This is a genomic window from Pontibacter flavimaris, assembly GCF_001907195.1.
GTDB classification, from domain to species: domain Bacteria; phylum Bacteroidota; class Bacteroidia; order Cytophagales; family Hymenobacteraceae; genus Pontibacter; species Pontibacter flavimaris.
Genome location: NZ_LVWA01000003.1, coordinates 580653 through 606162, shown reverse-complemented (window position 1 = coordinate 606162; position 25510 = coordinate 580653). Strand labels below are relative to the sequence as shown.

Sequence of the window (25510 nt, the reverse complement as noted above, 5' to 3'; positions counted from 1 at the left end):
ATTAAAAGATAGATATAAATGTGAACGATGGACTAAAGCCCCTGCCCCAGGTAAGGGCTTTTTTTATGCTCCGGAAGGAAGGGCAAGTATACTTGAAAGGAGCCTGTGGAAGTATGGCAAAGAGGAATGGAGCGGTGTTTTACACTTTTCTATTTTGCTCTTTTGGTCAAGCCTAAAAAAAGCCCCTGCAGCAAAAGCGACAGGGGCTGTATACTTTGGCTAAAGTATAAATGCTTATTTCAGCACGAAAGTGGTCTTCCCAATCAGGAAGCCATCGGCGTAAAGCTCTACGGTATGCTCGCCTTTCTTGTATTCGGCGTTCTTGTCGTAGGTAAAGCTCAGGGCCTGCTGTGTGTTGTCGAACACGAAGTCGCGCTTGGCGGTGAAGTACATGTCCTCGCCATCGATCTGGAACGTGCCTGAGCCTGTTGACAGGTTATAGAGGGCGGCGCCGTCCGGCTCGATCATGCGCATGTAAACCGTTTTTGGCTCCTTCTGGGCCACATCGTTCTTGGCCAGCTTGAAGTCGATGCGCAGCTTATCCACGCGCTTAGCCCTGTACTCGTTATCGGAGTCGTCCTTCTCCTTGCCCCGCTGGTTAATAATGTTCACGTTAATTGCCTGGGCCTCAAGTTTGGAGGCCACGCGTACTTTCTGGTTCAGCTCATCGTTGGTAGAGCGCATGGTTGTCAGGCTGTCCGTCATGCGTGTCTGCGTCGTCTTCAGGTCCGTGTTCTCGGTGAACAGCACCTCGTTATCCTGCTTCAGTTGGGAGATTTCCTCGTCCTTTTCCTTCAGCAACTCCCCAAACGCGTTGGCTCTGTCGCGGAAACGGCGCTGGTCAGACAGGCTGTAGCTTCTCTTCCTGAAGCCGCGCAGCTCATCCAGGTCGGCGGCGATGGTGGAGATCTGCGCCTCCAGCGAGTCATTCTCCAGGCCCATGGCGCTTAGCTCCTGGCTTTGGCGCTCAAAATCAGCCTTAAGTGCCTCGTACACCTTAATCTGATTTTCCAGCTCGCTGTCTTTCACCTTAATGATCTCGGCCTGCTCCTCCGTTTTTTCCTTCTTCTGATAGTTCATGTAAATCAGAATTCCGTTGATGCTGATAAGCACCACCAAAAGGCCTCCAATCAATAGTTTGCGGTTACTGCGATTCTCAGGAGTGTTTGTAGACATATATTGAATTTTTGATTACCCGGTGTTATACATTAGTTTTATAACAGGCACTAAAACCATTCGTAGTGCAAAAGTCAAATATATAAATTTGATTCTATAAGTGAAGCAAGATGAGCCAAGATTTTAATGCAGCGTACTGGCAGCAGCGCTATCAGCAGAACCAGACCGGCTGGGACGTTGGGGCTATAACGCCGCCGCTGAAAGAATATTTTGATCAGCTAGAAAACAAAGCGCTGCGGATTTTAATTCCGGGCTGCGGCAACGCCTACGAGGCGGAGTACCTGCACCAAAATGGCTTTACCAACGTTTATGTGGCAGATGTGGCCGAGGCGCCACTGCAGCGCTTGCAGGCGCGCGTCCCGGATTTCCCGCGGCACCACCTGCTGCACCAGGATTTCTTCTTGTTGCAGGGTGCCTTTGACCTGATCGTGGAGCAGACGTTTTTCTGCGCCCTAAACCCCGACCTTCGCGCCGGTTACGCCCGCAAATGCGCTGAGCTGCTGCAGCCAAACGGTAAATTGATGGGCCTGCTGTTTGATACAACCTTCGAGAAGGAAGGGCCGCCGTTTGGCGGAAGCCGCGAGGAGTACCGTTTATACTTTGCGCCATACTTTGATTTCCTCCATTGCGAGACAGCCACGAATTCCATCCCGCCCCGCCAAGGCAAAGAGCTGTTCATGGAAGTTAGAAAGTTGGGAAGTTAGAAGGTTAGAAAGTTGCAGAGTCTGAAGTATAATCTTTATGATGAGACAAAGTATGAATCAGCTGCTCCGAAGTATAATCTATCGCACCAAGTATAAATCAGCAACGGCAATACTTACTGGATGTGATATTGTTACTTAAGGCACAAACGGGCGCCTGCGCCATCAACTCTTAAACTTTCTAACTTCCCAACTTTCTAACCTTCTAACTTTCTAACTGTCTTTAATTACCTTTGTGTGGCAAGTATAAAAGTATAAAAGCTATGTTCGAGATATCTAAACTGAAGTATACAGAAAGCGGCAACTTCTTTTTGATGGCCGGCCCCTGCGCCATAGAGGGCGAGGAGATGGCCATGGAGATTGCTGAGCGCGTGAAAACCATTACCGACAAACTGCAGATTCCGTGGATCTTTAAAGGCTCGTACCGCAAGGCTAACCGCTCCCGCCTCGACTCGTTCTGCGGCATCGGCGACGAGAAGGCGCTGCGCATCCTGGAGAAGGTAGGCCGTGAATTCGACGTGCCCACCGTAACCGACATTCACGAGAGCGGGGAGGCCGCCATGGCCGCCGAGTATGTGGACGTGCTGCAAATACCAGCTTTCCTGTGCCGCCAGACTGATCTGCTGGTTGCCGCTGCCAACACGGGCAAAGTCGTGAACATCAAGAAGGGACAGTTCCTGTCGGGTGAAGCGATGCGCTTTGCGGTGGATAAGGTGCGCGAGTCAGGCAACGACAAAGTCATACTTACCGACCGCGGTAACAGCTTCGGCTACTCCGACCTGGTGGTGGATTTTCGAAACATACCGGCCATGCAGGCCACGGGCGCTCCTGTGGTGATGGATATTACCCATTCGCTGCAGCAGCCCAACCAAAGCTCCGGCGTGACGGGCGGCAAGCCGGCTTTGATCGAGACGATAGCCAAAGCGGCCATCGCTGTGGGCGCTGACGGCCTTTTCATCGAAACGCACCCGCAGCCAAGTATAGCCAAATCCGACGGGGCCAACATGCTGCCGCTGGACCAACTGGAGGCGCTGCTGCAAAAACTGGTGCGTATCCGCCAGGCGGTGAGGTAGGGAGGTATCACGTAACACGTATCAAGTATCACGATTTCCGACGCTGACGTAAAGCTGAAGTCTTGCTACTTGATACGTGCTTCGAGATACGCTAAAAATATAAAGTAAAGTGCTCCTTCGGCTGCTGTGGCCGGAAGAACACCAGCCCGACAAAGTATAAATCCACGGTTTGGCGCACCTGCGGGTGGCGCTTCACTTCCTGCCAGGCCCGCTTCATCTCCCCGGACCAGTAAATATCATCCAGCACCAACACCGTGCCCTCATGGCTTTTCTTTAAACAGCTCCCGAAATAGCGGATGGTTGGTTCGTAGCGGTGATTGCCGTCCAGAAAGGCAAAATCCAACTTTTCCAGTTGCTGCAAGTGCGGGTTTAGTGTTTCGTCTAAATTTCCCTCAACTATCTGTATGTTCTGGTAACCTTGCTTCTTAAAGTTCTCGCGGGCCGTGCGCGCAATGTTGGGGCAGCCTTCAAAAGTATGAATCTCTCCACTTTTACGCGCCTCGGCCAGGTAGGAGGTGGTGAGGCCAAGCGAGGTGCCGAGCTCCACGATGGTTTCGGGTTGGAAATGGTTGACCAGCCGGAACAGCAGCTGCCCATACTTGGCGGGCTTGGCTGAGGTGCGGGCAATGTCTTTTATCTTTCGGGATTTCTTGTTTATACTTCTGGAGCCGGCCCCGAAGTCCGTTACCTGCAGCTGGCGCTCGTCGTGCAGCAGCTCGTCGCGTAGTGCTTCCACGTTATCGTAGGCCAGGAAGTGCCCGTTATGGTGCAGCACGTTGTGGTACAGATCGAAAACGAAAGGGGAGTGGACGCCATGCAGCTTAAAAGCGCGCATGCGGTAGAGTAGGTAATCAGCAGCTAATCTTAGGTGAGACACAAGAGCTAGGTTGGGAGCGGGGCAGAAGTATGAATTTTAGTGAAGCTATACTTTTACAAAGTATAAACCGGGCCTGCTGTTAATTGAGTTTGTAAGGTACTACCAGCGTGAACTCGGGAATGGTAACGTCGAACTTGCGGCCATCCACCATGCGCTCCATCAGGTAGGTGCCGCGCATCTTGCCGATGCCGGTCTTCAGGTTGCAGCCTGACACGTACTCGTGCATCTCGCCCGGCTCCAGGGTAGGTTGCTGGCCTACCACACCTTCGCCCTCCACCTCGCGCATCTGGCCCGTGGCATCGTGAATGTACCAGTGGCGGCGCAGCAGTTTTACGGTAAACTCGCTGTTGTTCTCTATCTTTATCCTATAGGCAAAAACAAAGTGCTGCTGTACCGGGCTCGAGTAGTCCGGCAAGTAGTTGGTGGTAACCGTGATTTTTACACCTTCCGTTGTTTTTGTATCCATGTTCCGGCGATTTTTGTATACTTAGAAACCATTGCGGCTGCTACGCGTGCTGTAGCTTCTGTTAATTTAACCTAACAAGCCAAACTAACTCATGCATGTAAAGATAGAAGAAAGCTGGCAAAAAGTCTTACAAGATGAATTTGAAAAGCCATACTTTAAGGAGCTGGTTTCATTTGTAAAAGACGAATACACGAGCCAAAAAGTTTATCCGCCGGGCAACCAGATATTTAATGCTTTCGAGCGTTGCCCTTTCGATAAGGTAGAAGTCGTGATTCTGGGCCAGGACCCTTACCACGGGCCGAACCAGGCCAACGGACTGGCTTTCTCTGTAAGTGAAAAGGTGCGCACGCCGCCCTCGCTGCTCAATATCTTCAAAGAGATAAAGAGTGACCTGGGGAAGGACCTGCCGCCAAATGGCAACCTGGAGCGCTGGGCGGAGCAGGGCGTGCTGCTGCTGAACGCCACCCTTACCGTGCGCGCCGGCGACGCGGGCTCTCACCAACGCAAGGGCTGGGAGGAGTTTACCGATGCGGTGGTGCAGAAAGTGAACGAGCTGAAGGAGAACGTAGTCTTCATGCTGTGGGGCGCTTATGCGCAGAAAAAAGGCGCTTTTATTGATGAGCGCAAGCACCTGGTATTAAAAGCAGCGCATCCCTCGCCCTTCGCCGCCGACCGGGGCTTCTTCGGCAGTCGCCATTTCAGCAAAGCCAACAAGTACTTAGAAGAGCACGGCAAAAAGCCTATTGATTGGTAGTGGTTATACATGTGAGGTGATGCATTTATCTGGCGCAAGCGTCCGCTTGTGCCTTTTTATACTTTGGCTATACTTATTGTATAGCCGCTGCCTCCTGCAACAGGAACTAAGCTATCCTTGCTTGCCGCCGTTCATCCACGGATTTACACACCAATTGTTTCATTTTCTGCTTTGGCTCCCTCAAGCCCGGGAGGGCTCGTCCTTTGGCATCGCGCTGGGAGCTTTTCCTGCCCTCGTGCCTCGGGCTGCCCTCCGGGCACCGGAAAAACTCGCATAGGCGCTCAACCCAAGGACTGGGTATTATTCCAATAGCTGCTGCTATTTGTCATCTCGAACGTAGTGAGAGATCTCTTCAGGATTCCCGATAGATCTCTCGCCCTGCTTGAGATGAGAGGATAAGTGGCAAGTATAAATTCCCCTCCTCGGAGGGGCTGGGGGTGGGTTTATACTTGTAGGGATAGGTCGCGAACTGTCCGCGCGAGAACAGCAGAAATAAAACGCATACTTTGGCAAGAGCAAGTATGAATTCCTCTCTTTTGACAAGTCACAGATTCCAAAGTTGTTTCGGCAACGGTTGGATACCGGCACCGGGTTTTGTCAATCTTCTCTCTTGTACAAGGAGGGAAATTGTTATTTCATCGTCTTAAACTTCCCCTGCATCACCTGTTGCACCGACTGGTTTTTGATCTTGCTGTCGAGCCATGAGATAATGTCTAAGTATAAAAAGGGGCGGCGGTAGAGCGGGTTGTCTGATATCTGCAGTAGCTTCTCCTTTAACGCCACAAAAGCCGGTTTTAGCTCCAGTGGCTTGATGTCGGGGAGGTGGCGCAGGAATTCGAAAATAGCCACCTGCATGGGCTGCCGGTCGTTCATCTTGCCCAGGAAGTGGTACACCGATTTTATCTGGTACTCCAGCAGTTCGTCCTTGCCGGCCTCGTAGTGCGCGATCAGGTTCAGGATTCGGGCAAAGCACTGGATATCCTCCCGCAGGCTCACATCCTTGTACCGAATGATCTTCTGCAAGTATAAAATGGTGCTCTTGTAGTCGCCGCTGCCAAAGTATAAGGAGGCGATCTTGTAGTAAAACACCAGTTGGCGGTGCGGGTCCAGTTGCTGCTGAAAGACGATCAGGTTATGCCGGATTTCCGGCACGATCCGGAGCCCCTCGGTAAAGCGGCCCTGCATAAAGTACGCGTTAATGCGGTTGGTGTAAATGTAGAGAAACAGCAGCATCTCTATGTTGGGGTTGCTGCGCCGGTTGCTGTCTGCCGCAAAGTCCTCCAGCTTTTTAAGCGCCTCCATAAACTTGCTGTAGTACAGCGTGTTGTAGAGCGCCAGCAGCAGGTTGTGCAGCCCCTTAATGTAGTTGGTGGTTTGCTGCTGCTTCATCTGCGGCTCCTCCTCAAACAGATCCACCCACTTTTGCGCATAGCGGTAGCAGGCCTTAAAATCCTGCAGAATATAATGATACCATACATGCGATTGATAATAGCTGAGCTTCTCGTTAAAGCTAGCCGCCTTTGGGTTCAAAGCGGTCACGTTAGCTTTGAAAAACGACTTTAGATCACTGCATTCCTCGGGGGTGCGGGTATGGCCCATCTTAACATAGAGCCCGTACAGGCGCAGCGCCAGGTCGGAGTTGTGGTGGATGCGCCCGAGGTGCCCCAGTAAAGCGGTTGTTTCCTCGGTTAGGGCTTCGGCGCGGCCCTCCAGGCTGTGGGTAATGTACTGCTGCTCTATCTGCTTCTCGAAAGTATGCGCCGTCAGGGCAATGTGCAGGTGGGCATTCTGCCGCGCCGCCGCCTTTACTTTCTCCAGCATCTTCAGGCTTTGCTGGTACAGGCCCTTGTTGTAGAGCACGCGGGCGTAGTCCAGTTGCTCGTGCAGCTGGATGTCTGCGTTCTGGTTGGCGTGGTAGAGGCGCAGGCTGGCCAGCAGCTGCTTGTAGAGGTTGGCCTTCTGGTTGGCCAGCTGCACCTTCTTTATGCCCGGCACCTGGCGCAGCACCCGCTCCTCATCATACGCCGACATGGCATCCAACGCATCAAAAAGCTGCAGGAACTTAATGTCGCCGCTGGCGCCCTGACGGGTGGCGAACAGCCTGAAATGCCGCTTCTCGGAGGGGGCCAGCGATTTTATTAACTGAAATACTGTTTCCTGCGAAATGCTAGACATTGTAAGCGGGGCTTGTGTATAATTCTGATTATCAAAAAGATAATTAATGCTTTTTCCTGCTTAGAAATAGTAGCGATTCCAAACTTTAATTTTAGGTGTCGGGGTAAAAAGTGCTACTTGGCAACAGGTTCAGCTGTAAAGATAAGCCGAAAACAAGTAAATGGCATCTTCCGCAAGCCTACATGCTCCCTTGGTTGGAGCGGGCAGTGCAGAACCACTTAAACAGCAGTTTTTTAGGTAAGGCGTTTTTATGCCTCAGCCGGAAAGATAAAGAAATTAGTTTTGATTAGTTTTTAATTCCAGATTAATTAAGCTGCATGCTCCTGGGGTGTAGTTTTCTGACAATGTGTAACCTCTGTTGCACTAAAAAGCCGCTGATATGGGTTTCAGCGGCTTCTTTTTTTTACTGCCAGCGTGTGTTGCCGAAGTGTTCAGGGTCGAACCAGCGTTTATCCACGACCTTCGGGAAACTCATGTTGTAGTACTCCTCGCGCAGCGTGGTTTCGCCATCGGTTTTGAAAACGATCTCCGTAGCTACCCAGTTATTCTCCAATAGCTGGTAGTTGTTCATCTCCACATCGCGCACACTGCCCTTGCTGTTAGTGATTACCCGCAGCACATACAGGCGCTCCTTATCCACCCAGAACTGGGGACTGTTTGCATCTTCCGGGCTTTGGGCACCTACAACAATAGCTTTGCGGCCCTGCCAGTCGGTTTCGTATACATTGCTCAGATCGAAATTTAGTGTATTAAGCTTGGCGATGGTTTCCTCCGGCTTCAGGAAGTATACATCAAATGAGAGCAGCACGAGCGGGTGCACCTGCGGCATTTTGGCAGCCAGCGCGAAGTTCTTGAAATGGAAAACAGAGTCGTTGGCAAACACAGCTCCGTTGCCGCTTTCAAAGCCGTTGAACCGAATATGCAGCATGCCCGGCTGGCTGTAAAGTTCCTGCCATACTTCCTCCTTGCTCACCTGCCCTTTCTCGTAAAAGATGGCGCGCTGCTCGAACTGGAAGTTCGGGTACCATTTGCCTTTCCAGCGCTTGTACATGGCGTTTATCACTTCTGAGCCGTTTTTATACTTTGGCTTGGGCGCCAGGGCAATGCCCAGGCTGGGAAATAGGGTGAGGCAAAGCAGCAGTAAGCTGGCGCCGGTAATCAGGTGTTTTTTCATAGTTTTATACTTGTGTGATTTTTACGCACCAAATTACTAATTTCCCTGGACGCGGCGTCATACTTTTAGTGGCAGTTATACTTCAAAATTTTGTACCTTCATACTTGTAAAGCACATAACCTATGCTGAAGATATACCATAACACCCGTTGCAGCAAAAGCCGCCATGCGCTGGAGCTGATTAACCAGGCAGGGCAGGAAGTAGAGGTGGTGGAGTACCTGAAAACACCGCCCACCGCCCAAGAGCTGCGCGATATCCTGCAAAAGCTACACATGACGCCCGAGCAACTGCTGCGCAAAGGCGAAGCCGTCTATAAAGAAAAGTATAAAGGGCAGGAGTTATCGGACGAGGAGTGGATACAGGCGATGGTGGAGAACCCGGTGCTGATCGAGCGCCCAATCGTGGTGAAAGGCAACAAAGCCGTGCTGGGCCGGCCGCCTGAGAAAGTGCAGGACTTGCTGTAGGTTGATTAGAGCAAAGTATAAAAACAGGAAGAGCAGCCCATCTGAGCTGCTCTTCCTGTTTCCGAAGTATAAAGTCATACTTTTATAGCCTTCTGATCTGCGCACCCAGCGCGCGCAATCGGCCGTCGATGTTCTGGTAGCCGCGGTCGATCTGCTCTACGTTGTCGATGATGCTGGTGCCTTCGGCGGAAAGGGCTGCGATGAGCAGGGCCACGCCGGCACGGATATCAGGGGAGGTCATGCGGATGCCACGTAGCGGGATCTGCTTGTTCTGGCCGATAACGGTGGCGCGATGCGGGTCGCAAAGTATGATCTGCGCGCCCATGTCAATCAGTTTGTCCACAAAGAACAGGCGGCTCTCGAACATCTTCTGGTGAATCAGCACGGTGCCTTTAGCCTGTGTGGCCACTACCAGCGCCACGCTCAGCAGGTCTGGCGTCAGGCCGGGCCATGTATGGTCAGAGATGTTAAGGATACTTCCGTCGATGTAGGTATCCACCTCGTAGCGGTCCTGCTCCGGAATAAAGATGTCATCGCCCCGAAATTCCATTTTGATGCCCAGGCGCTGGAAGGTGTCCGGAATTAGGCCCAGTTCCGGAATCTGGCAGTCCTTGATGGTGATCTCAGAACCGGTCATGGCGGCCATCCCGATAAAGGAGCCAATCTCGATCATGTCCGGCAGCATGCGGTGCTCGGTGCCACCCAATCGCTCCACGCCCTCAATCACCAGCAGGTTTGAGCCGATGCCGCTCACCTTGGCACCCATGCGGTTGAGCATACGGCTCAACTGTTGCACGTAGGGTTCGCAGGCGGCGTTATAAATGGTGGTGGTACCTTCGGCCAGTACGGCGGCCATAAGAATATTGGCTGTACCGGTTACGGAGGCTTCGTCCAGCAACATATAGGCGCCTTTCAGGCGGTCGGCTTTGGCGCTGTAGAATACATCGGGCGTGTCGTAGTTAAACTTTGCGCCCAATTTTTCCAGGCCTATAAAGTGCGTATCCAGCCTGCGGCGACCGATCTTGTCTCCGCCCGGCTTGGGCATTTTAGCCTCGCCAAAGCGGGCCAGCAGCGGCCCCACGATCATCACGGAGCCACGGATGGCACGTCCCTGCTCCACAAACTGGTCAGAGTTCAGGTAATCCAGGTTAATGTCATCGGCCTGGAACGTATAGGTGTCGGGAGCGTTGCGCTCTACCTTAACACCTAAATCGCGCAGGAGCTCAATGAGCTTATTGACGTCCCGGATATCTGGTACGTTCGATATGGTAACGGGTTCAGGGGTTAGCAACACGGCGCAAAGTATCTGCAGCGCCTCGTTTTTGGCACCCTGCGGATAAATATCACCTTTAAGCTTGTTGCCGCCTATTACTTCAAAAGAAGCCATGTATTACTTATTTCTTTGATTGGAGGATCGGTTACTTTTCTTGTTTCGGGGGTTCTGGTTCTGCGGGCGCTGCTGGTAGCTGTTGTCCTGCTGCTGGCGGTTGCTCCCAAGATTAGACTCAAACAGGTTGTTGCTCTCTATGTAAGCCAGGTTCATGTCCAGCTGCCCGTTGGATATCTCGCGGATATCGCCCAGGATCACATCGTCGGTGATGTTCTCCTTGTTATACGACTTGTAGAGCGTCTTCATAAGCTTTCCGATGGAAATGATGGCTGCGTCACGCTCCTGCGGGTCCGTGAGCTCGGTGGCGCGCTGCACCAGCAGCTCCACGTTCTGGCCGTAATGCTTATACTTTGGGGTGCTGAGCGGGTACTCCATCGGCTGCGGCTTGTCGTTCAGGTACTCCATGGCGCTAAGCGGGTAGGGGGCGTCCACATCCAGCGTAGAGCCTGACATCACGAACAAGTGGTTCCAGAGTTTTTGCTGGTAGTCCTGGGTGTCGCGCAGCTGCGGGTTCAGCTTGGCCATCAGGTTTATGAGCAGCTGCGACAGGCGCGTACGTTCCTGGCGGTCTTCTACCTTGGTAATGTAATTAACCAGGTCCTGCACATTGCGGCCGTACTCCCGCAGCAATAGGTCTTGTTTAAAAGAGGTACTCGCTTCCATGTATGTCATTGTATGAATCTCAAAAATAGGTAATAATTTTTTCGTATCGCGTAGCAAGTATCAGGAATCACGACTTTCTCAGCGTGAAACTGACAAAAAACAAGTGACTTTTTGAGCTTGCTTATACCTGTAAGCAGAAAGGCTTATGTCAGGATGTCCCTGTTTAAAAAATCGTACTACGTGATACGTGTATCTTGATACGCACTCTCACTACTCGTGTATCCGCAGCTTGGCAAAGCTCAGGAGCAGGGTTTTCTCGCCTACTTCCTCAAAGTCGATGATGGCTTTGGTACTGTTGCCTTGCGTATCCATCTTCGCTACTACGCCGAAACCGAATTTTGGGTGCTCCACCCGCATGCCGGCCGCCAAGTTGGAGGTATCGCTCGGCTTAAAGTCGGCGGGGGCGGTGTAGGCCGTAGCCGCCTGCTTGCGCGCCGGTGGCTGCACCAGGCTGCTGATGCTGCTCTTGCGCTGCAGCACGCGGTCGAATACGTTGCCACCGCTTGGCTGTGTCTCGCCATACTTAAAGTTAAGGTACTTCGGGTCGATCTCGTCGAGGAAGCGGCTCTTCTCGCAGGCCCGCAGGTTGCCCCACTGGTAACGGCTGGTGGCGTAGGTTAAGTATAGTTTCTTCTCGGCGCGGGTAATGGCCACGTAAAACAAACGGCGTTCCTCCTCCAGGTCGGCGCGTGAGTTCAGCATCATCTGGCTCGGGAAGAGGTTTTCCTCCATCCCCACGATAAACACGTTCTTAAACTCCAGTCCCTTGGCTGAGTGAATGGTCATCAGTGTCACGAACTCGCTGCCATCGTCGGCCTTGGTGTCGGCATCAGTTACCAGGGCAATGTCCTGCAGGAAGGCCGAGAGGCTTTTGTCCTCTTTCTCCGGATCGTCCACATACTCCTTGATGCCGTTCAGCAACTCCTGAATGTTCTCATAACGTGCCAGGCCCTCTACGGTTTTATCCTGGTACAAATCATCCACAATCCCGGAGTGCTTGGCAATGTGCTTGGCTATCTCGAAGGCGTCGCTCCGCTCGGCAATGCGGGAAAAGTCGCGGATCATGATAGAGAAATTCTCGATGGCGGTGCCTGTGCGGTTGCCCAGAAACTCGGTGGCGTTCTGCACCACCTCCCACACGCTGTGGTTGGTGTCGTTGGCCATCACGAACAGCTTTTGCTCGGTTGTCTCGCCAATGCCGCGCTTGGGGTAGTTGATGACGCGGCGCAGCGCCTGCTCATCGTTCGGATTCACGGTAAGGCGCAGGTAGGCGATCAGGTCCTTGATCTCTTTGCGCTGGTAAAACGATAGCCCCCCGATGATTTTATACTTGATGTTCATGCGGCGCAGCGCTTCCTCCATGGCGCGGGACTGCGCATTGGTGCGGTAAAGTATGGCGAAGTCGTCGTAGGAGAGGTGGTTGTTCATCTTCTCCTCAAAAATGGTGGTGGCCACCAGCTTGCCCTCCTCGTTATCAGAGTTGGCCTTGATCACCTCGATGAGCGGGCCTTCCTCGTTATCGGTGAAAACATCCTTGCGCAGCTGCGCCTGGTTGTTCTTGATGACCGAGTTGGCCGCGTGCACGATGTTTTTGGTGGAGCGGTAGTTCTGCTCCAGCTTAAACACCTCCAACTCCGGGTAGTCGCGCTCAAAGTTGAGGATGTTCTGGATATCGGCGCCGCGGAAGGCGTAGATCGACTGCGCATCATCACCCACCACCACGATGTTACGGTTCTGGGCGGCCAGTTTGCGCGTGATCAGGTACTGCGAGTAGTTCGTGTCCTGGTACTCGTCCACCATCACGAACTTGAAGATATTTTGGTACTTGTTCAGCGCATCCGGGTGATCCTTGAACAGCACGTTGGTGTTGAAGAGCAAATCGTCGAAATCCATGGCGCCGGCGCGGAAGCAGCGGCTCTGGTACATCTCGTAGATCTTGCCGATCTTCGGCCGCATCGCCGCTTCGTCGTCGGCCTGGATCACCGGGTCGTTCACGTACTGCTTTACCGAGATGAGCTTGTTCTTGGCGGAGGAGATGCGCCCCAGCACCACGTTGGGCTTGTAGAGCTTGTCGTCCAGGTTCATCTCCTTCACGATGTTGCGAATCAGCGTCTTGGAGTCGTCTGTATCGTAAATGGTAAAGCTTTTCGGGTAGCCGATCTTCTCGGCCTCGGCACGCAGGATGCGCGAGAAGACCGAGTGGAACGTGCCCATCCATATATTCTTGGCTTCATTGCCGATCACTTTCTCAATCCGGTGGCGCATTTCCTTGGCCGCCTTGTTGGTAAATGTAAGGGCGAGTATGTTAAACGGGTCCACCCCCAGGCTGATGAGGTGGGCGATCCGGTAAGTTAGAACCCTTGTTTTGCCGGAGCCGGCGCCGGCAATGATCATGGCTGGTCCCTCGGTGTGCAGTACCGCCGCGCGCTGCGACTCGTTTAGTAAGCTGATATAATCCATTTCTTCTCTTCCGCGTGCTAAAATCAATGCAAGTTACAAATACTAATCCTTTTTCAGAACCGCTTCCTCCAACTAATGCCTGCGTGGGCACAAAGTATAAAGCAGGTATAGGATGAACACCTTCCGGAGGGAAAGCGTTTAGCTTTTGGGCAAGTATACCATTTGCCCCCCCGTGTTTACAAGCTGTTTTGGTGTCATTTTTGATAAGAGCCCTGTAGCGCTTACTTTTGCAGGAACGCCGGAACCTAAATCTGACTACGTTGAAACATCCCTATACTATATCACACCGCCCACTTCGCATCAGAAAGCTCCTGCTGCTGGGCCTGCTGGCCGGCTTCAGTCAACTAGCTGTAGCACAAACAGGCGCAGGTACGGGCGGAGCGGACAAGGCCACCACCGCGGCCAAGGACTCTGCCGTGGCTGCCGCAAAGAAGGCCACCGTGGCCACCGGCACCAAGCCAGCCGCTGCTGCACCGGCACCGATCATCAGGCGCATCTGGCGTACGCCTGCCATGGATGAAGCCATGCACTATTATACTTCGCTGGACTTTCAGCGGGCGCAGGAGAAGTTCAGGGCCGCCGCGGCGGCAGGGGAGTATGACGCGTTATACTTCCTGGGGCGCATGCACCAGTACCGCGAACTCAAGTATGACTCCGTAAAAATCGATACGGTAAAGCAGATCGAAAACCCAAACAGATTTTTCGACGCCAACAGCGACTCCGCTGCATACTACTACGAAGCGGCCCTGGATAGCGGCAGCACGCTGGCTAACCTGGGTATGGCCGAACTGATGACGCTGCGCAACAAGGATGATGAGCAGCGCTTTTTGCAGCGCATGCGCACTGCCGCCATCACCATCCGGGAGAAAGCCGTGGAGGGCGATGGCTTCGCCAACCGCATCCTGGGAAGTATGTACTACACCGGTTACGGCGAGATGAAGAACCATGCGCTGGCGGCCAATTACCTGCGCCGCGCCGCGGAGGCCGGCGATGTGGTGGCCTATACCTCGCTGGCCAACCTGTACCTGAACGGGGAAGGCGTGGCCAAGGACTATGAAAAAGCGGTGCACTGGCTGCAGAAAGGCGTGGAGGCCGGGGAGCGGGAAGCCATGTATACGCTGGCGCTGCTGCTGGAGGAGGGCACCCTGGGGGAAGTGAAGGTGAATGAGGCGCGCAACCTGTACCGCAAGGCCGTTTCCAAAGGCAGCGAAAATGCTTATGACCAGCTGCTCTACATCAACCAGACGCCAAACCAGAAAGTGGTGATCGCGGCCATCCACCGCGACCCGGAGATGCTGAACCGCGCCCTTGCCGCCGGCGGCGATGCCAACACACAGGACCAGCCCGAAGACTACGAGGCGAATCTGCAGAAGCGCACCCCGCTGATGCACGTTTTATACCTGCCGATGCTGCTGGAAGACTACGGGGTAGAGTACGAGCCGGAGGCGCGCCTGAAAGCGGCTAGCCTGCTGCTTCGTAAAGGCGCCGACGTAAACGCACAGGACATCAACGGTAAAACAGCCCTGCACTATGTAGTAAGCAGCACGCGCATCAAGACTGAGTTCTACGAGAACGAGCAGGTACAGCTGCTGGATACGCTGCTGGCCAACGGCGCGAACCCGGACATTAAGGATAAGGAAGGAAACACCGTGCTGGCGCAGGCGCTGAACGCTACCATCGGCCAGCACATCGGCATCCTGGAGCTGGAGAAACTGCTGCAGTCCGGCGCGAACCCGAACGTGGCTAATAACGAAGGAAAGACGCCGCTCATGCTGGCCTGCGAGATTGACGCTAACTATGAGATTATACTTGCCCTGCTGCAGGCGAATGCCGATGTTACTATCACCGACAACTCCGGCAAGGCCGCCATTGATTACACCAAGCACGAGAACGTGCAGAACATTTTGCTGGCGGCTGGCTCTCCTCCAAAAAAGAAGTAGCGTGTACAAGCTTTTACTATGAGAGGAGGCGCTACCACAGCGCCTCTTTTTTTGCGGTAGCCTGAGGCCGGGAAAACTGCTGCAGCATCTTTTAAACTAATTTATACCTACCTTTGTCTTTTCTATAGTTTGTGTGGCGGCCAGTATTTATACTTTGCGCCGCACCCATTTTTGATATTATACTTCCTATGATAGTCCTTCAGAATACCGTGATCAGCGACGACGTGCGCGACCAGTTTTTTGTGTGCAACCTTGAGAAATGCAAAGGCGCCTGCTGCGTGGAGGGTGACCTGGGCGCGCCGCTGGAGGAAGACGAACTAGAGATACTGAAGGATAGCTACGAGCACGTGAAGCCCTACATGTCTGCCGCCGGGCTGAAGGCGGTGGAGGAGCAGGGCCTGTACATCAAGGACTGGGAGGGCGATTTCTCCACCCCGACCATCGGCAACCGGGAGTGTGCTTACGCTATTTACGATGCGGACAACACCCTGAAGTGCGCCATCGAGCAGGCCTACTATGACGGCAAGATCAGCTGGAAAAAACCGATCTCCTGCCATCTGTACCCCATTCGCATCACCAAGTATGACGGCTTCGAGGCGCTGAACTACGACCGCTGGGGCATCTGCAGCGCGGCCTGCAGCTTTGGCCAGGACTTGGGCGTGCGGGTGTACCAGTTCCTGAAGGAGCCCCTCATCCGCAAGTATGGCGAGGGCTGGTACAGCGAGCTGGAGCAACTGATGGCGCGCGAAGAGGAGGCTGCCCAGAAGTAAGATTTCCACGCAGCTTTAACATCGTACAAAGTATGGCATTGATTTCAAAGTATCATTCCGACTTCTATAAAATAGAGGTAGATGAAGCCAGAAAGCTGCTGAAAGCGGTATGGCTACGGCCTGTAAGCGCTGAGGAGGCTGTTTTGGGTGGAACCAGGCTGTACGAGGTGCTGCGCGACACGGGCATGGAGCTGGCCATAGCGGATGCGCGCGTTATCACTACGCTCTCCAGCGACACAAAAGACTGGCTTTCCTCTCAATTCTACAAACTGCTCTCCGATACAAAACTGAAGCGGCTGGCCCGGGTGGTGCCGAGTGCCTTGTACGCCAAGGTAGCGGTCGAGTCTGTGGTGACGCGTGCCGAAGCCCTGGGCGTAACCAGGTTCGAGGTGAAGAACTTCTCGAGCCCCGGCGAAGCCCTTTCCTGGCTCATGAACTAAGGTAACTCCCCCTTCTAAAGTATAAAGGGGTTGCCAAATATAGTGCGTTGAAAAGTCGATACAAAAGTATGGCATAAACGCACCAAACAATGTGATCCTGATCCGAACGAAAGCACGAGAGGTTAACTCATACTTTAAAGCTTATACTTCAAAAAAATACCCGACCAGAAATGGACGGGTATTTTTACTTTATACTTGTACAACCTGCTACTCGATCGCACCGAAGTCAAAATCCTCCAGATACTTGGTTGTGAAGTTCCCCTCCTTGAAGCCTTTGTCATCCATCAGCTTGAGGTGGAAAGGAATGGTGGTCTTGATGCCCTCAATTATGAACTCGCTCAGGGCACGCTTCATTTTCACCAGTGCCTCCTCGCGTGTCTGCGCGCTCACGATAAGCTTCGCGATCATGGAGTCGTAGTTTGGCGGGATAGTGTAGCCGGAGTATACGTGCGAGTCCACGCGCACGCCGTGGCCGCCTGGCACGTGCAGGGTTGTGATCTTGCCCGGGCTTGGGCGGAATCCGTTCTTAGGGTCCTCGGCGTTGATGCGGCACTCGATGGCGTGCATCTTTGGGTAGTAATTCTTGCCCGTGATGCGCTCGCCGGCAGCCACCTTGATCTGCTCTTTGATCAGGTCGTAGTCAATCACCTCTTCAGTAATCGGGTGCTCTACCTGGATGCGCGTATTCATCTCCATAAAGTAGAAGTCGCGGTTCTTGTCTACCAGGAACTCGATCGTGCCCACGCCCTCGTAATTGATGGCCTTGGCACCGGCAATGGCAGCCTCTCCCATTTTATCACGCAGCCCGTCGGTGATGAACGGGGAAGGGGTCTCTTCCACCAGTTTCTGGTGGCGGCGCTGGATGGAGCAGTCACGCTCCGAGAGGTGCGCCACCTGGCCATGCTGGTCGCCGATGAGCTGGATCTCGATGTGACGCGGCTCTACCACGAATTTCTCCAGGTAGATGCCATCGTTGCCGAAGGCTGCTTTCGCCTCGGTGCGGGCGTCGTTCCAGGCCTTCTCGAACTCAGAGTCGCTGTTCACGATACGCATGCCCCGGCCACCGCCACCTGCCGTGGCCTTCAGGATGACCGGGTACTTTATCTTATTAGCGATCTTCAGGCCTTCCTCCACGTTCTTCAGCAGTCCGTCAGATCCCGGAATGGTCGGCACACCTGCCTTCTTCATGGTGTCCTTTGCAGAGGCCTTGTCGCCCATCTGGTTGATCATTTCCGGGGAGGCGCCGATAAACTTAATGCCGTTCTCGGCACAGATGCGCGAGAACTCGGCGTTCTCTGAGAGGAAACCATAACCAGGGTGTATGGCGTCGGCATTGGTGATCTCTGCCGCGGCAATAATGTTCGGGATGTTCAGGTAAGACTGCGCACTTGGGGGAGGTCCAATGCAAACAGCCTCGTCGGCAAAGCGCACGTGCAGGCTCTCCTTGTCAGCAGTAGAGTAGACAGCCACCGTTTTAATGCCCATTTCCTTACAGGTGCGGATAATGCGCAGCGCGATCTCGCCACGGTTGGCAATTAGTATTTTTTTAAACATAATGTCGGATTTGGAGATTTGGAGATTTGGAAATGTAGAGATTGAGATGAAAATGATATAAAAATGGAGACGGCAATAACCTTCTCCATTTTCAGATCTTCACATTTTCAAATTTTCAAATCAAGGATTTAGCTAGGGTCTACCAGGAACAGCGGCTGGTCGTACTCAACCGGCGAGGCGTTATCAACCAGCACCTTCACGATTTTGCCCGATACCTCAGACTCGATCTCGTTGAAGAGCTTCATCGCCTCGATGATGCAGATCACCTGTCCTTTTTTCACCTCGTCGCCTACGTTTACAAAGATTGGGGATTCCGGGCTGGCGGCGCGGTAGAACGTGCCGATCATCGGCGCCTTGATGGCTACGTACTTGCTGTCGTCGGAGGCGGCAGGAGCTGGGGCAGCTGCCGGAGCCGGCGCGGCGGCAGGCGCGGCAGGAGCCGCTGCAGGGGCAGGAGCAGCGTGCGCGGCAGACTCAGCACCTTTCACGTACGTTACCTTCTGGTCTGGGTCGCGCTTTACCGAGATCTTGAATTCTTCTGTTTCGATGTTAACTTTATTGAGGCCGGATTTGGCGATAAAGTCGATGAGGTCCTGGATTTCTTTAGCTTTCATGTTTTATTTAACTCTTTCAGCGTATGAGTACGTACGAGTGTCTACTTTGATTTTTTCGTCCTGGCCAATGAACAGGGGCACTTGAATCGTTGCGCCTGTTTCTACGATAGCTGGCTTGGACGCGTTGGTGGCGGTGTCGCCCTTCAGGCCCGGCTCGGTGTAAGTAATAACCAGTTCCACAAACGGAGGAATCTCGCAGGTTAGCGGCGTCTCCGTCTCGGCATGAAACAAGATCGTTACTTCCTGTCCTTCTTTCATCAGGTCGGCAAATGGTACCATGTCCTCGTTCAGCGTTACCTGCTCAAAAGTGTTCATGTCCATAAAATTATAGCCCATGTCATCCTTGTAGATGAATTGGTGCGGGCGCTGCTCCACGCGGGCAGTCGAAATTTTATGTCCGGCGGAAAACGTGTTGTCAAGCATTTTGCCTGTACGCACGTTTCTTAGCTTCGTTCTCACGAACGCGGGTCCTTTGCCTGGCTTTACGTGCTGAAAATCAACAACCTGGTAGAGGTCGTTGTTGTATTCAATCACGATGCCGTTTTTAATATCAGCTGTGGTTGCCATATGATTTTACTGATTTATATCCGTAATAAGGAGGTAAAACTATGTTTGTTTTTGCTGTCTTGCAAAACAAAATTACGCAATCTGCTGAAAAAATCGTTAAAACAGCACATAAACCTGTGATAATGTTATGGAAACACATAGGAGGGTGTAATTTAGCCGTTGCAGCCCGCCGGTTTCCCGCTACAAGTATAAGTACATCGTATGCTACACCCCGAAATTGCCTCCGTAAGAGCGCTGCTTAACGATAGGGTAGAGAAGTATAACCGACCCAGCTTCATCCCCAACGACCCGGTTTCCATCCCGCACCGCTTCACCAAACGGCAGGACATCGAGATCAGTGGTTTCTTTGCGGCTATACTGGCCTGGGGCCAGCGCAAAACGATCATCAACAATTGCTCAAAGCTGATGGACTTGATGGACAACGCCCCGCACGATTTCATACTTGGCCACCAGGAGCAGGACCTGCAGCGCTTCCTGGGCTTTAAGCACCGCACCTTCAACGACACCGACCTTTTATACTTGCTGCACTTCTTCCGGTGGTACTACAGCCGGCACGAGAGTTTGGAGACGGCCTTTACCGGGGAACGAAACGAGATTTTGACCCAACGCGACCGGCTGGTATACTTCCATAACCTGGTCTTTAGCCTGGAGGACGCGCCGCAGCGCACGCGCAAGCACATCGCCACGCCTGCCCGCAAATCGGCCTGCAAACGCCTGAACATGTACCTGCGTTGGATGGTGCGCCAGGATGATAGGGGCGTGGATTTCGGCATCTGGCGCGCTATTCCCATGGATGATTTAATCTGCCCCTGCGATGTGCACGTGGAGCGGGTGGCCCGCCGCCTGGGCCTGATTACCCGCAAAGGGATGGATTGGGATACCGCCGAGGAACTGACGAAGCACCTGCGTGCTCTTGATCCTGCTGACCCGGTAAAGTATGATTATGCTCTTTTCGGGCTCGGTATAGAGGAGAAATTCTGATGCTTTGCCGCACTTCCGTCTTTAGGGATTACCAGGGCTCAGGTAGCCCGCAGCACCCGTTGGCAGGCGAGCCCGGCTTATCAAAAAAGCTTACCGGATGGAGGCGATTCTAACTGTAAATCCTGTTGTGGCTATTGTTTGATTTGTACACGATGAAATTTGTTCGCCTATAGCGGTAGGTTTTATGGATAGCTATTTTGTCTTTATCCATCAACACCAGTAGAAGATACCTACTCTCATACCTTATACTTTCTTCCTTCCTTGGAGGGGTAGTAGGTTAATCGCAGCTTTAGTTAATAATACAAAAAGCGCCTGCTATACTTTAGCAGGCGCTTTCATACTTTATCATTTCCACGAAGGCTTCACTTGTACGCATTAAAGCTACTAACTATGTAAAGCCAAGTCCCGTCCTTGGAGGGGTGGGTTACTGTTTTTTAGATGCGCACAACCCATCTGGTATTATTGATCCCACCAAAGCGGGGCGGAAAGGTCAGTAACGTCCGGGGTATTCGGGTTCTTGGAGGCTTCGCCGGATGGGTAGGCCACTCTACGTATAAACGTTGGGATAGCTGCACCTTCCGGCAGGGTAAAGTTGGCGTACTGGTAATCGTGGCGACGTGCGTCGTTCCAGGCCTCCGGGTTAAGATACGTCACGACATACTTCTCCTGAAAGATCCGGTCGAGCGTTAGTTCGGAGGCGCTTTGGGCCACGGCAGCGCTGCTCAAATAGGCATTTGCATCCGCTTCTGCCACCTCCAGCATTTCCATACTTGCCCGAATACCCTCACGGTAGGCTTCAAAGGCCCTGTCCATCTGACCTGCCCTGAAGGCGGCCTCCGCCTCGATCAACTTCACCTCCGGGTAGGATACGATAATCAGCGGCGACTCATCCCCGGTGAGCGGGGAATTGCGCGAGATGTAGCTTTCATCCTTCACCGTGTTGTTGGCCGGGCCGATATTGCCGGTGCCATTGGGGGTGCCCACATAGGTGCCACTAGCAGTTGTGTCTGCAAGCTGCTCCAGACGGGGGTCAAACACGCCGTAAGAGGTGCCGTTCAGGTGCTGTATCAGTTGCTCTGAGAGCCAACCGCCCAGCAGCAGGCTGGCATTGCTCAGCGAAATGGCGGACCAGGGGTTGCGTGTCTCGAAAACACCCATTTCCGCGTTATCCTCGTTCGAAGTATAGGAGTTGTCAACCGCCTCCAGCACCGCCTGCGGGTTGTAGGAAGAGGTGCCACTAAGCTTGTTAAGCTGCCTGGCCTTCAGGGCGTACCCTGTCTTAATCCAATTCTCCACGCTACCTCCATGTATTACATCGCTGGTTGCAATAAGCTGTACCTTGGAGTCTGGTTTCTGTAACTCCGCGATGCCCTCGTCCAGCAACTGCGTGGTCACGTCATAGAGGCTTGCCTCATCGTCAAAACCAGGGGTTAGCGTCATGTTTGTAAAAGCCTCTGAGTAGGGGGCGTCTCCCCACATATCATTCACCAGGGAAAGGTGGTAGGCCATCAGGATGTTTGCCACTCCCACATACTCCGTTGCCCCTTGTTCGATGGCCAGTTGGCGCATGTCATAGATATCGGCCATGGCCCAGTAAAGTGCATCCCAGGTGCCGGTATAATCCGTGACCTGGTACGTATCTGAGGAGCCGCCTTGTGAGGGGCTGGCCAGATACTGCACAAAGTAAGAAGTGATGTTCCCTACCAGGTAGCTGTTGATGCCTGTTTTATGGGTGGTGGTGGAAAGCAAGGAAGGCAAGGGCGGGTCGGTAACCAGGTTCGGGTTATTCTCCTTGTCAAAATAATCTTCGCAGCCCTGGAGGCCTGCTACTGCCCCCATCAACGAGAAGGCAAGCATATATCGGAAGATCTTTTTCATATCTGTATTAGTTAGAATCCAACATTTAGGGTGAACAGGAAGCTGCGCACGGCAGGGTAAGTAAAGCCGGAGAAGCCATCTACGTTGCTGCCGCTCGGGGAGAAGCTGGTTTCCGGGTCAAAGCCTTTGTAGTCGGTGGAGAGCCACAGGTTGTTACCGGTAAAGGATAGCGCGGCGTTTCGGATGAAGATGTTCTCGAACCAGGGTTGCGGCAGGCTGTAGCGCAGCGTCAGGGAGCGCAGGCGTACCCAGGAGGCGTCCTCCACAAAGTTCTCGGACACGCCCCGGTAGAAGCGGCGGTAGTAGCCGTCGCCGTAGTTCACGCCATCCGGGCCCACGCCCTGGCCCAGCCATACTTCCTTCGTGTTGGGTGTGCCGTCTGCCAATACCCCTTCGAACACACGTGTCTGGTTACGGTCTTCGGTGTACTCTGCAATACCAAACGCGGCGAAGAAGTTATCCATCTGGTTATACTTCTCCAGGCCGACGCGGGCATCCAGCAGGGCGGTCAGGCTAAGGCCTTTATAGGTAAAGGTGTTCGTAAAGCCGCCAATCCAGTCGGGCTGCGAGTTACCCAGAAGTTTCTGGCTCGATAGCGGCGCCCTTACCGGGAAGCCGTTTTCCCCGATCACGCGTGGCCGCGACTCATCGATGAAGAGGGGGTCTTCCTCCTCTCCCGGCCCATAGTAGCGCTGCCAGTGGGAGCCGTAGATGTTGCCGTAAGGCTGCCCCTCGATCAGCTTCATGGTAACGGTAGACCCCACATAGCCGAACTGCGAGGCGTAGGTTACCTCTTCAAGCCCTTCCGGCAGGCTCAGGATCTTATTCCTGTTGGCCGAGAAGATGATTTTAGTGTCCCAGTTAAAGTCAGAGGTGCGCACCGGCGTGGCGTTCAGTACCACCTCAACCCCTTTGTTGCGCATCTTGCCGGCGTTGATGGCTGCCCGCACGTAGCCAGTGGAGCTGGCCACATTAATGTTCAGGATCTGGTCCTTGCTAACGGAGTAATAATACGTCAAGTCAAAGCCGATGCGGTTCTCCAGGAACGACATCTCCAGACCAGTCTCAAAGGTGTTGGTAAACTCCGGCTTCAGCCCCATGTTACCTAACAGGGGAGCGCGGGTTACCCCGGTATAGCCTGTCGGGAAGTTGGTGTAGGGAGCATAACCGGAGGAGATGGAGTAGGGCGAGGCGTCCTTGCCAATTCCGGCGTAGGAGACCCTAAACTTCGTCTGGTTGATGAACTCGGGCAGGCCCAGGTGCTCCGATACGATATAGCTTATACTTGCTGACGGGTAAAAAAAGGAGCGGTTCGACTCTGACAGGGTGGAGGTAATGTCGTTTCGGCCGGTCAGCGTCAGGAACAGGAAGTCACCATAGTCGAAGGAGGCTTCCCCGAATATGCCCATCAACCTGTAATCGCTCTCATTCTCGGAGGAGGAGAGGAACCTGGCATTGGAGAGCTTGAAGTAATCGAACACGGCCAGTTCCTCTCCCTGCACGCCAAAGCTCTTGATGTGCTCGTCGTATAGTTCGTGGCCCACACGAAGGGTAGCGTTGAACTTGTCGCCGAAAGACTTGTTTGCAGAGGCAATGAAAGTGGAGTTGATGGAACGGAACTTGGTGGTGTACTCATGTACAAAGCCCTGCCCATTGTCTTCCAGCACTCTTTCGTCGGCTACATTTCTGGGGCCTGGGGCGGTGCGCGTGCGGTCGTCTGAGTAGGTGTCGAGGCCGACGCGGTAGTTTAGGTCGAGCCAGCTAAGGGGCTTATAGCTGAAGTTCAAACCGCCGATAAAGCGGCTCACGTCGTCCTCAAACTGGTTGGTGGCGGCGGCATAGATCGGGTTGTCGTTGCCATAGGACTGCATGGTGCCGTCGGGCTTCACATAATCCTGCACATCCCAGCGCGGCGACCAATAGCTGAGCATCTCGTTAAAGCGGTCGGCATTATAACGCTTGCCACCGGAGCGGATGTAGTTGAAGTTACCGCCGGTGCTGAACTTCTCGCTGAGCTTGACTTCCGTGTTCAGGCGGGCGGAGGTGTTCTGGTAGTCGGTAAAAGGCAACACCCCCTCGTGCCTCAGGTGAGAAAGCGAGGAGGAGAAAGTGATGGCCTCGCCGCCGCCGGTGAAGGTGAGCGTGTTACGGAACTGGTTCCCGGTCTCGTAGGCGTCCTTGAAGTGGTTGTAAATGCCTTCCGGGTGGGTAGGGTCGATTTGCCGCGCCTCCTGCCAGGCCGGTCCCCAGGATGGCCAGAAGCTGGTAGGGTCATACTCGCCGGTGTAGCCCTGGGTATAGGTATCCTGTATCTCAGGGAATTTATTTACCTCCTCCCAGCCGGCTGTGCTCGTAAAGTTCACGCGCATTTCCCCTTTCTGGCCCGACTTGGTGGTGATCACGACCACCCCGTTAGCGCCACGCAAGCCGTAAAGCGCGGTAGCGGCCCCGCCCCGCAGGATATTTATACTTTCAATATCATCAGGGTTCAGGTCGGCGAGGCGGTTGCTCATGCCACGCAACTCGGCGCCCTCGCCAAAGGTGGAGGTGGAGTTGTTTACCTGGATACCGTCGATGACGAAGAGCGGCTGGTTAGGCCTGTTGGGGTCTATGGAGTTGATGCCCCGTATCTGGATGTTGGCGCCCTGCCCCGGAGCACCGCCGGTGCTGGAGATGGTAACGCCCGCCACCTTGCCCTGCATGGCATTGAGCAGGTTGGGTTGGCGGTTCTGCACCAGCTCCTCTGCCTGCACTTCCTGCGCAGCGTATCCCAGGGCTTTTTTCTCCCGCGTGATTCCCATGGCGGTCACGACCACCTCGTCGAGCTGCTGGGTGTCAGTAGCCAGCGTCACATTCACCTGGCTCTGGTTTCCCACGCGCACCTCCTGAATCCTGTAGCCGAGGAACCTGAATTCCAGCACGGCGTCATTACTAGGCACCCTGATGGAAAACCGGCCATCGGCATCCGTAGATGTGCCGGTGGTGGTGCCTTTTACGGTTACGCTTACGCCGGGTAGCGGCATGCCCTCATCGGCCCCCGTAACCCTGCCACTCACAATGTTATCCTGGGCCAGTGCGGGTACCCAGCAGCACATCAGTAGCAAAACAAGTAGGGTAAAACTGTTTCTCATAGATTTATACTTAACATGTTTAGAAATACGGTACTGAGGTGCCGCGCGGGCAGGGCAATGGGTTGGCTACAGGCACAGGTTAATGTGCTTGGGCCAGGGAAGAGGCTGCGGTTGGAGCAGGAGCAAAGTATAACATAGCTGCTGGTTTCGGCAGGTCTATTCATCTAGTATACTTTATGCTTTGAATTATATAAGGTATTATAGTTGAAGTATCAAATAATGTTTCATTAATATTGATATATTTAAGTGCTCAGCCTCAAAT

At 53.5% G+C, this 25510-nt stretch carries 21 protein-coding genes; 8 read left to right on the top strand and 13 right to left on the bottom strand.

All coding sequences use genetic code 11. From position 1 onward, the window contains the following. Positions 1–234 precede the first annotated feature (234 nt). The gene (locus A3841_RS04875) at positions 235–1176 is read right to left on the bottom strand and encodes a hypothetical protein (protein ID WP_073851167.1); all 942 of its coding nucleotides are present in this window, start codon (positions 1174–1176) and stop codon (positions 235–237) included. Between the two features lie 110 nt (positions 1177–1286). On the opposite strand from A3841_RS04875, the gene A3841_RS04870 reads away from it, so the two are divergent. Continuing rightward, a complete protein-coding gene (locus tag A3841_RS04870) occupies positions 1287–1880 on the top strand; it encodes a methyltransferase (protein WP_073851166.1) in 594 nt (197 codons plus the stop codon). Positions 1881–2140: 260 nt separating this feature from the next. Continuing rightward, a complete protein-coding gene (kdsA, locus tag A3841_RS04865) occupies positions 2141–2950 on the top strand; it encodes a 3-deoxy-8-phosphooctulonate synthase (protein ID WP_073851165.1) in 810 nt (269 codons plus the stop codon). 91 nt (positions 2951–3041) lie between these two features. Here kdsA and A3841_RS04860 read toward each other — a convergent pair whose 3' ends face one another. Both A3841_RS04860 and apaG read right to left on the bottom strand, forming a co-directional pair. Further along, positions 3042–3827 (bottom strand): O-methyltransferase, encoded by a 786-nt coding sequence (locus A3841_RS04860; protein ID WP_235861295.1) that lies wholly within the window; start codon positions 3825–3827, stop codon positions 3042–3044. Between the two features lie 79 nt (positions 3828–3906). Further along, a complete protein-coding gene (gene apaG / locus A3841_RS04855; RefSeq protein ID WP_073851163.1) occupies positions 3907–4293 on the bottom strand; it encodes a Co2+/Mg2+ efflux protein ApaG in 387 nt (128 codons plus the stop codon). Positions 4294–4384: 91 nt separating this feature from the next. Here apaG and ung point away from each other — a divergent pair, with 91 nt between their 5' ends. Continuing rightward, positions 4385–5047: a uracil-DNA glycosylase gene (gene ung / locus A3841_RS04850; RefSeq protein WP_073851162.1), complete on the top strand. Its 663-nt coding sequence runs from the start codon at positions 4385–4387 to the stop codon at positions 5045–5047. Between the two features lie 630 nt (positions 5048–5677). Here the strand turns inward: ung and A3841_RS04840 are convergent. Then, positions 5678–7222: a hypothetical protein gene (locus A3841_RS04840; protein WP_073851160.1), complete on the bottom strand. Its 1545-nt coding sequence runs from the start codon at positions 7220–7222 to the stop codon at positions 5678–5680. Between the two features lie 403 nt (positions 7223–7625). After that, the gene (locus A3841_RS04835; RefSeq protein ID WP_073851159.1) at positions 7626–8396 is read right to left on the bottom strand and encodes a LolA-like protein; all 771 of its coding nucleotides are present in this window, start codon (positions 8394–8396) and stop codon (positions 7626–7628) included. Positions 8397–8518: 122 nt separating this feature from the next. Between A3841_RS04835 and arsC the strand changes: the two genes are divergently transcribed. Beyond that, positions 8519–8860: an arsenate reductase (glutaredoxin) gene (gene arsC, locus A3841_RS04830; RefSeq protein ID WP_073851158.1), complete on the top strand. Its 342-nt coding sequence runs from the start codon at positions 8519–8521 to the stop codon at positions 8858–8860. Positions 8861–8942: 82 nt separating this feature from the next. Here the strand turns inward: arsC and murA are convergent, their stop codons facing one another. The 3 genes from murA to A3841_RS04815 form a co-directional block, all read right to left on the bottom strand. Then, positions 8943–10247 (bottom strand): UDP-N-acetylglucosamine 1-carboxyvinyltransferase, encoded by a 1305-nt coding sequence (gene murA / locus A3841_RS04825; RefSeq protein ID WP_073851157.1) that lies wholly within the window; start codon positions 10245–10247, stop codon positions 8943–8945. A 3-nt stretch (positions 10248–10250) separates the two neighbouring features. After that, entirely contained in the window at positions 10251–10913 is a 663-nt protein-coding gene (locus A3841_RS04820; RefSeq protein ID WP_073851156.1) for a DUF4290 domain-containing protein, read from the bottom strand. A gap of 210 nt (positions 10914–11123) precedes the next feature. Then, positions 11124–13373, bottom strand: a complete 2250-nt coding sequence (locus tag A3841_RS04815) for an ATP-dependent helicase (RefSeq protein WP_073851155.1) — start codon at positions 13371–13373, stop codon at positions 11124–11126. A 260-nt stretch (positions 13374–13633) separates the two neighbouring features. Here A3841_RS04815 and A3841_RS04810 point away from each other — a divergent pair, with 260 nt between their 5' ends. From A3841_RS04810 to A3841_RS04800, 3 genes are all read left to right on the top strand, one after another. Further along, positions 13634–15313, top strand: coding sequence for an ankyrin repeat domain-containing protein (locus A3841_RS04810; RefSeq protein ID WP_235861294.1), 1680 nt, complete (start codon positions 13634–13636; stop codon positions 15311–15313). 188 nt (positions 15314–15501) lie between these two features. Then, complete coding sequence (locus A3841_RS04805; RefSeq protein WP_073851154.1) at positions 15502–16083, top strand: DUF3109 family protein; 582 nt, start codon at positions 15502–15504, stop codon at positions 16081–16083. A 32-nt stretch (positions 16084–16115) separates the two neighbouring features. Further along, positions 16116–16523: a hypothetical protein gene (locus A3841_RS04800; protein WP_073851153.1), complete on the top strand. Its 408-nt coding sequence runs from the start codon at positions 16116–16118 to the stop codon at positions 16521–16523. 207 nt (positions 16524–16730) lie between these two features. Here A3841_RS04800 and accC read toward each other — a convergent pair whose 3' ends face one another. From accC to efp, 3 genes are all read right to left on the bottom strand, one after another. After that, positions 16731–18077 carry an acetyl-CoA carboxylase biotin carboxylase subunit gene (gene accC, locus A3841_RS04795; RefSeq protein WP_073851152.1) on the bottom strand — a complete coding sequence of 449 codons (1347 nt, stop codon included), beginning with the start codon at positions 18075–18077 and terminating at the stop codon, positions 16731–16733. Between the two features lie 128 nt (positions 18078–18205). Further along, positions 18206–18691: an acetyl-CoA carboxylase biotin carboxyl carrier protein gene (gene accB / locus A3841_RS04790; protein WP_073851151.1), complete on the bottom strand. Its 486-nt coding sequence runs from the start codon at positions 18689–18691 to the stop codon at positions 18206–18208. A gap of 3 nt (positions 18692–18694) precedes the next feature. After that, a complete protein-coding gene (gene efp, locus A3841_RS04785) occupies positions 18695–19258 on the bottom strand; it encodes an elongation factor P (RefSeq protein WP_073851150.1) in 564 nt (187 codons plus the stop codon). A 201-nt stretch (positions 19259–19459) separates the two neighbouring features. On the opposite strand from efp, the gene A3841_RS04780 reads away from it, so the two are divergent. Continuing rightward, positions 19460–20239 carry a TIGR02757 family protein gene (locus A3841_RS04780; protein WP_073851149.1) on the top strand — a complete coding sequence of 260 codons (780 nt, stop codon included), beginning with the start codon at positions 19460–19462 and terminating at the stop codon, positions 20237–20239. Positions 20240–20698: 459 nt separating this feature from the next. On the opposite strand, the gene A3841_RS04775 is transcribed toward A3841_RS04780, so the two are convergent. Then, on the bottom strand, positions 20699–22117 hold the full coding sequence (locus A3841_RS04775; protein ID WP_073851148.1) for a SusD/RagB family nutrient-binding outer membrane lipoprotein: 1419 nt from the start codon (positions 22115–22117) through the stop codon (positions 20699–20701). 11 nt (positions 22118–22128) lie between these two features. Beyond that, the gene (locus A3841_RS04770) at positions 22129–25248 is read right to left on the bottom strand and encodes a SusC/RagA family TonB-linked outer membrane protein (RefSeq protein ID WP_073851147.1); all 3120 of its coding nucleotides are present in this window, start codon (positions 25246–25248) and stop codon (positions 22129–22131) included. Between the last annotated feature and the right edge of the window lie 262 nt (positions 25249–25510).

Excerpts from the sequence above, each read along its gene's own strand:
- accB (WP_073851151.1), bottom strand. The coding sequence starts at position 18,691 with ATGAAAGCTAAAGAAATCCAGGACCTCATCGACTTTATCGCCAAATCC.
- murA (WP_073851157.1), bottom strand. The coding sequence starts at position 10,247 with ATGGCTTCTTTTGAAGTAATAGGCGGCAACAAGCTTAAAGGTGATATT.
- arsC (WP_073851158.1), top strand. The coding sequence starts at position 8,519 with ATGCTGAAGATATACCATAACACCCGTTGCAGCAAAAGCCGCCATGCG.
- A3841_RS04780 (WP_073851149.1), top strand. The coding sequence starts at position 19,460 with ATGCTACACCCCGAAATTGCCTCCGTAAGAGCGCTGCTTAACGATAGG.
- efp (WP_073851150.1), bottom strand. The coding sequence starts at position 19,258 with ATGGCAACCACAGCTGATATTAAAAACGGCATCGTGATTGAATACAAC.
- A3841_RS04815 (WP_073851155.1), bottom strand. The coding sequence starts at position 13,373 with ATGGATTATATCAGCTTACTAAACGAGTCGCAGCGCGCGGCGGTACTG.
- A3841_RS04800 (WP_073851153.1), top strand. The coding sequence starts at position 16,116 with ATGGCATTGATTTCAAAGTATCATTCCGACTTCTATAAAATAGAGGTA.
- A3841_RS04840 (WP_073851160.1), bottom strand. The coding sequence starts at position 7,222 with ATGTCTAGCATTTCGCAGGAAACAGTATTTCAGTTAATAAAATCGCTG.
- A3841_RS04775 (WP_073851148.1), bottom strand. The coding sequence starts at position 22,117 with ATGAAAAAGATCTTCCGATATATGCTTGCCTTCTCGTTGATGGGGGCA.
- accC (WP_073851152.1), bottom strand. The coding sequence starts at position 18,077 with ATGTTTAAAAAAATACTAATTGCCAACCGTGGCGAGATCGCGCTGCGC.
- A3841_RS04870 (WP_073851166.1), top strand. The coding sequence starts at position 1,287 with ATGAGCCAAGATTTTAATGCAGCGTACTGGCAGCAGCGCTATCAGCAG.
- A3841_RS04820 (WP_073851156.1), bottom strand. The coding sequence starts at position 10,913 with ATGGAAGCGAGTACCTCTTTTAAACAAGACCTATTGCTGCGGGAGTAC.
- A3841_RS04835 (WP_073851159.1), bottom strand. The coding sequence starts at position 8,396 with ATGAAAAAACACCTGATTACCGGCGCCAGCTTACTGCTGCTTTGCCTC.
- ung (WP_073851162.1), top strand. The coding sequence starts at position 4,385 with ATGCATGTAAAGATAGAAGAAAGCTGGCAAAAAGTCTTACAAGATGAA.
- A3841_RS04875 (WP_073851167.1), bottom strand. The coding sequence starts at position 1,176 with ATGTCTACAAACACTCCTGAGAATCGCAGTAACCGCAAACTATTGATT.
- A3841_RS04805 (WP_073851154.1), top strand. The coding sequence starts at position 15,502 with ATGATAGTCCTTCAGAATACCGTGATCAGCGACGACGTGCGCGACCAG.
- A3841_RS04770 (WP_073851147.1), bottom strand. The coding sequence starts at position 25,248 with ATGAGAAACAGTTTTACCCTACTTGTTTTGCTACTGATGTGCTGCTGG.
- apaG (WP_073851163.1), bottom strand. The coding sequence starts at position 4,293 with ATGGATACAAAAACAACGGAAGGTGTAAAAATCACGGTTACCACCAAC.
- kdsA (WP_073851165.1), top strand. The coding sequence starts at position 2,141 with ATGTTCGAGATATCTAAACTGAAGTATACAGAAAGCGGCAACTTCTTT.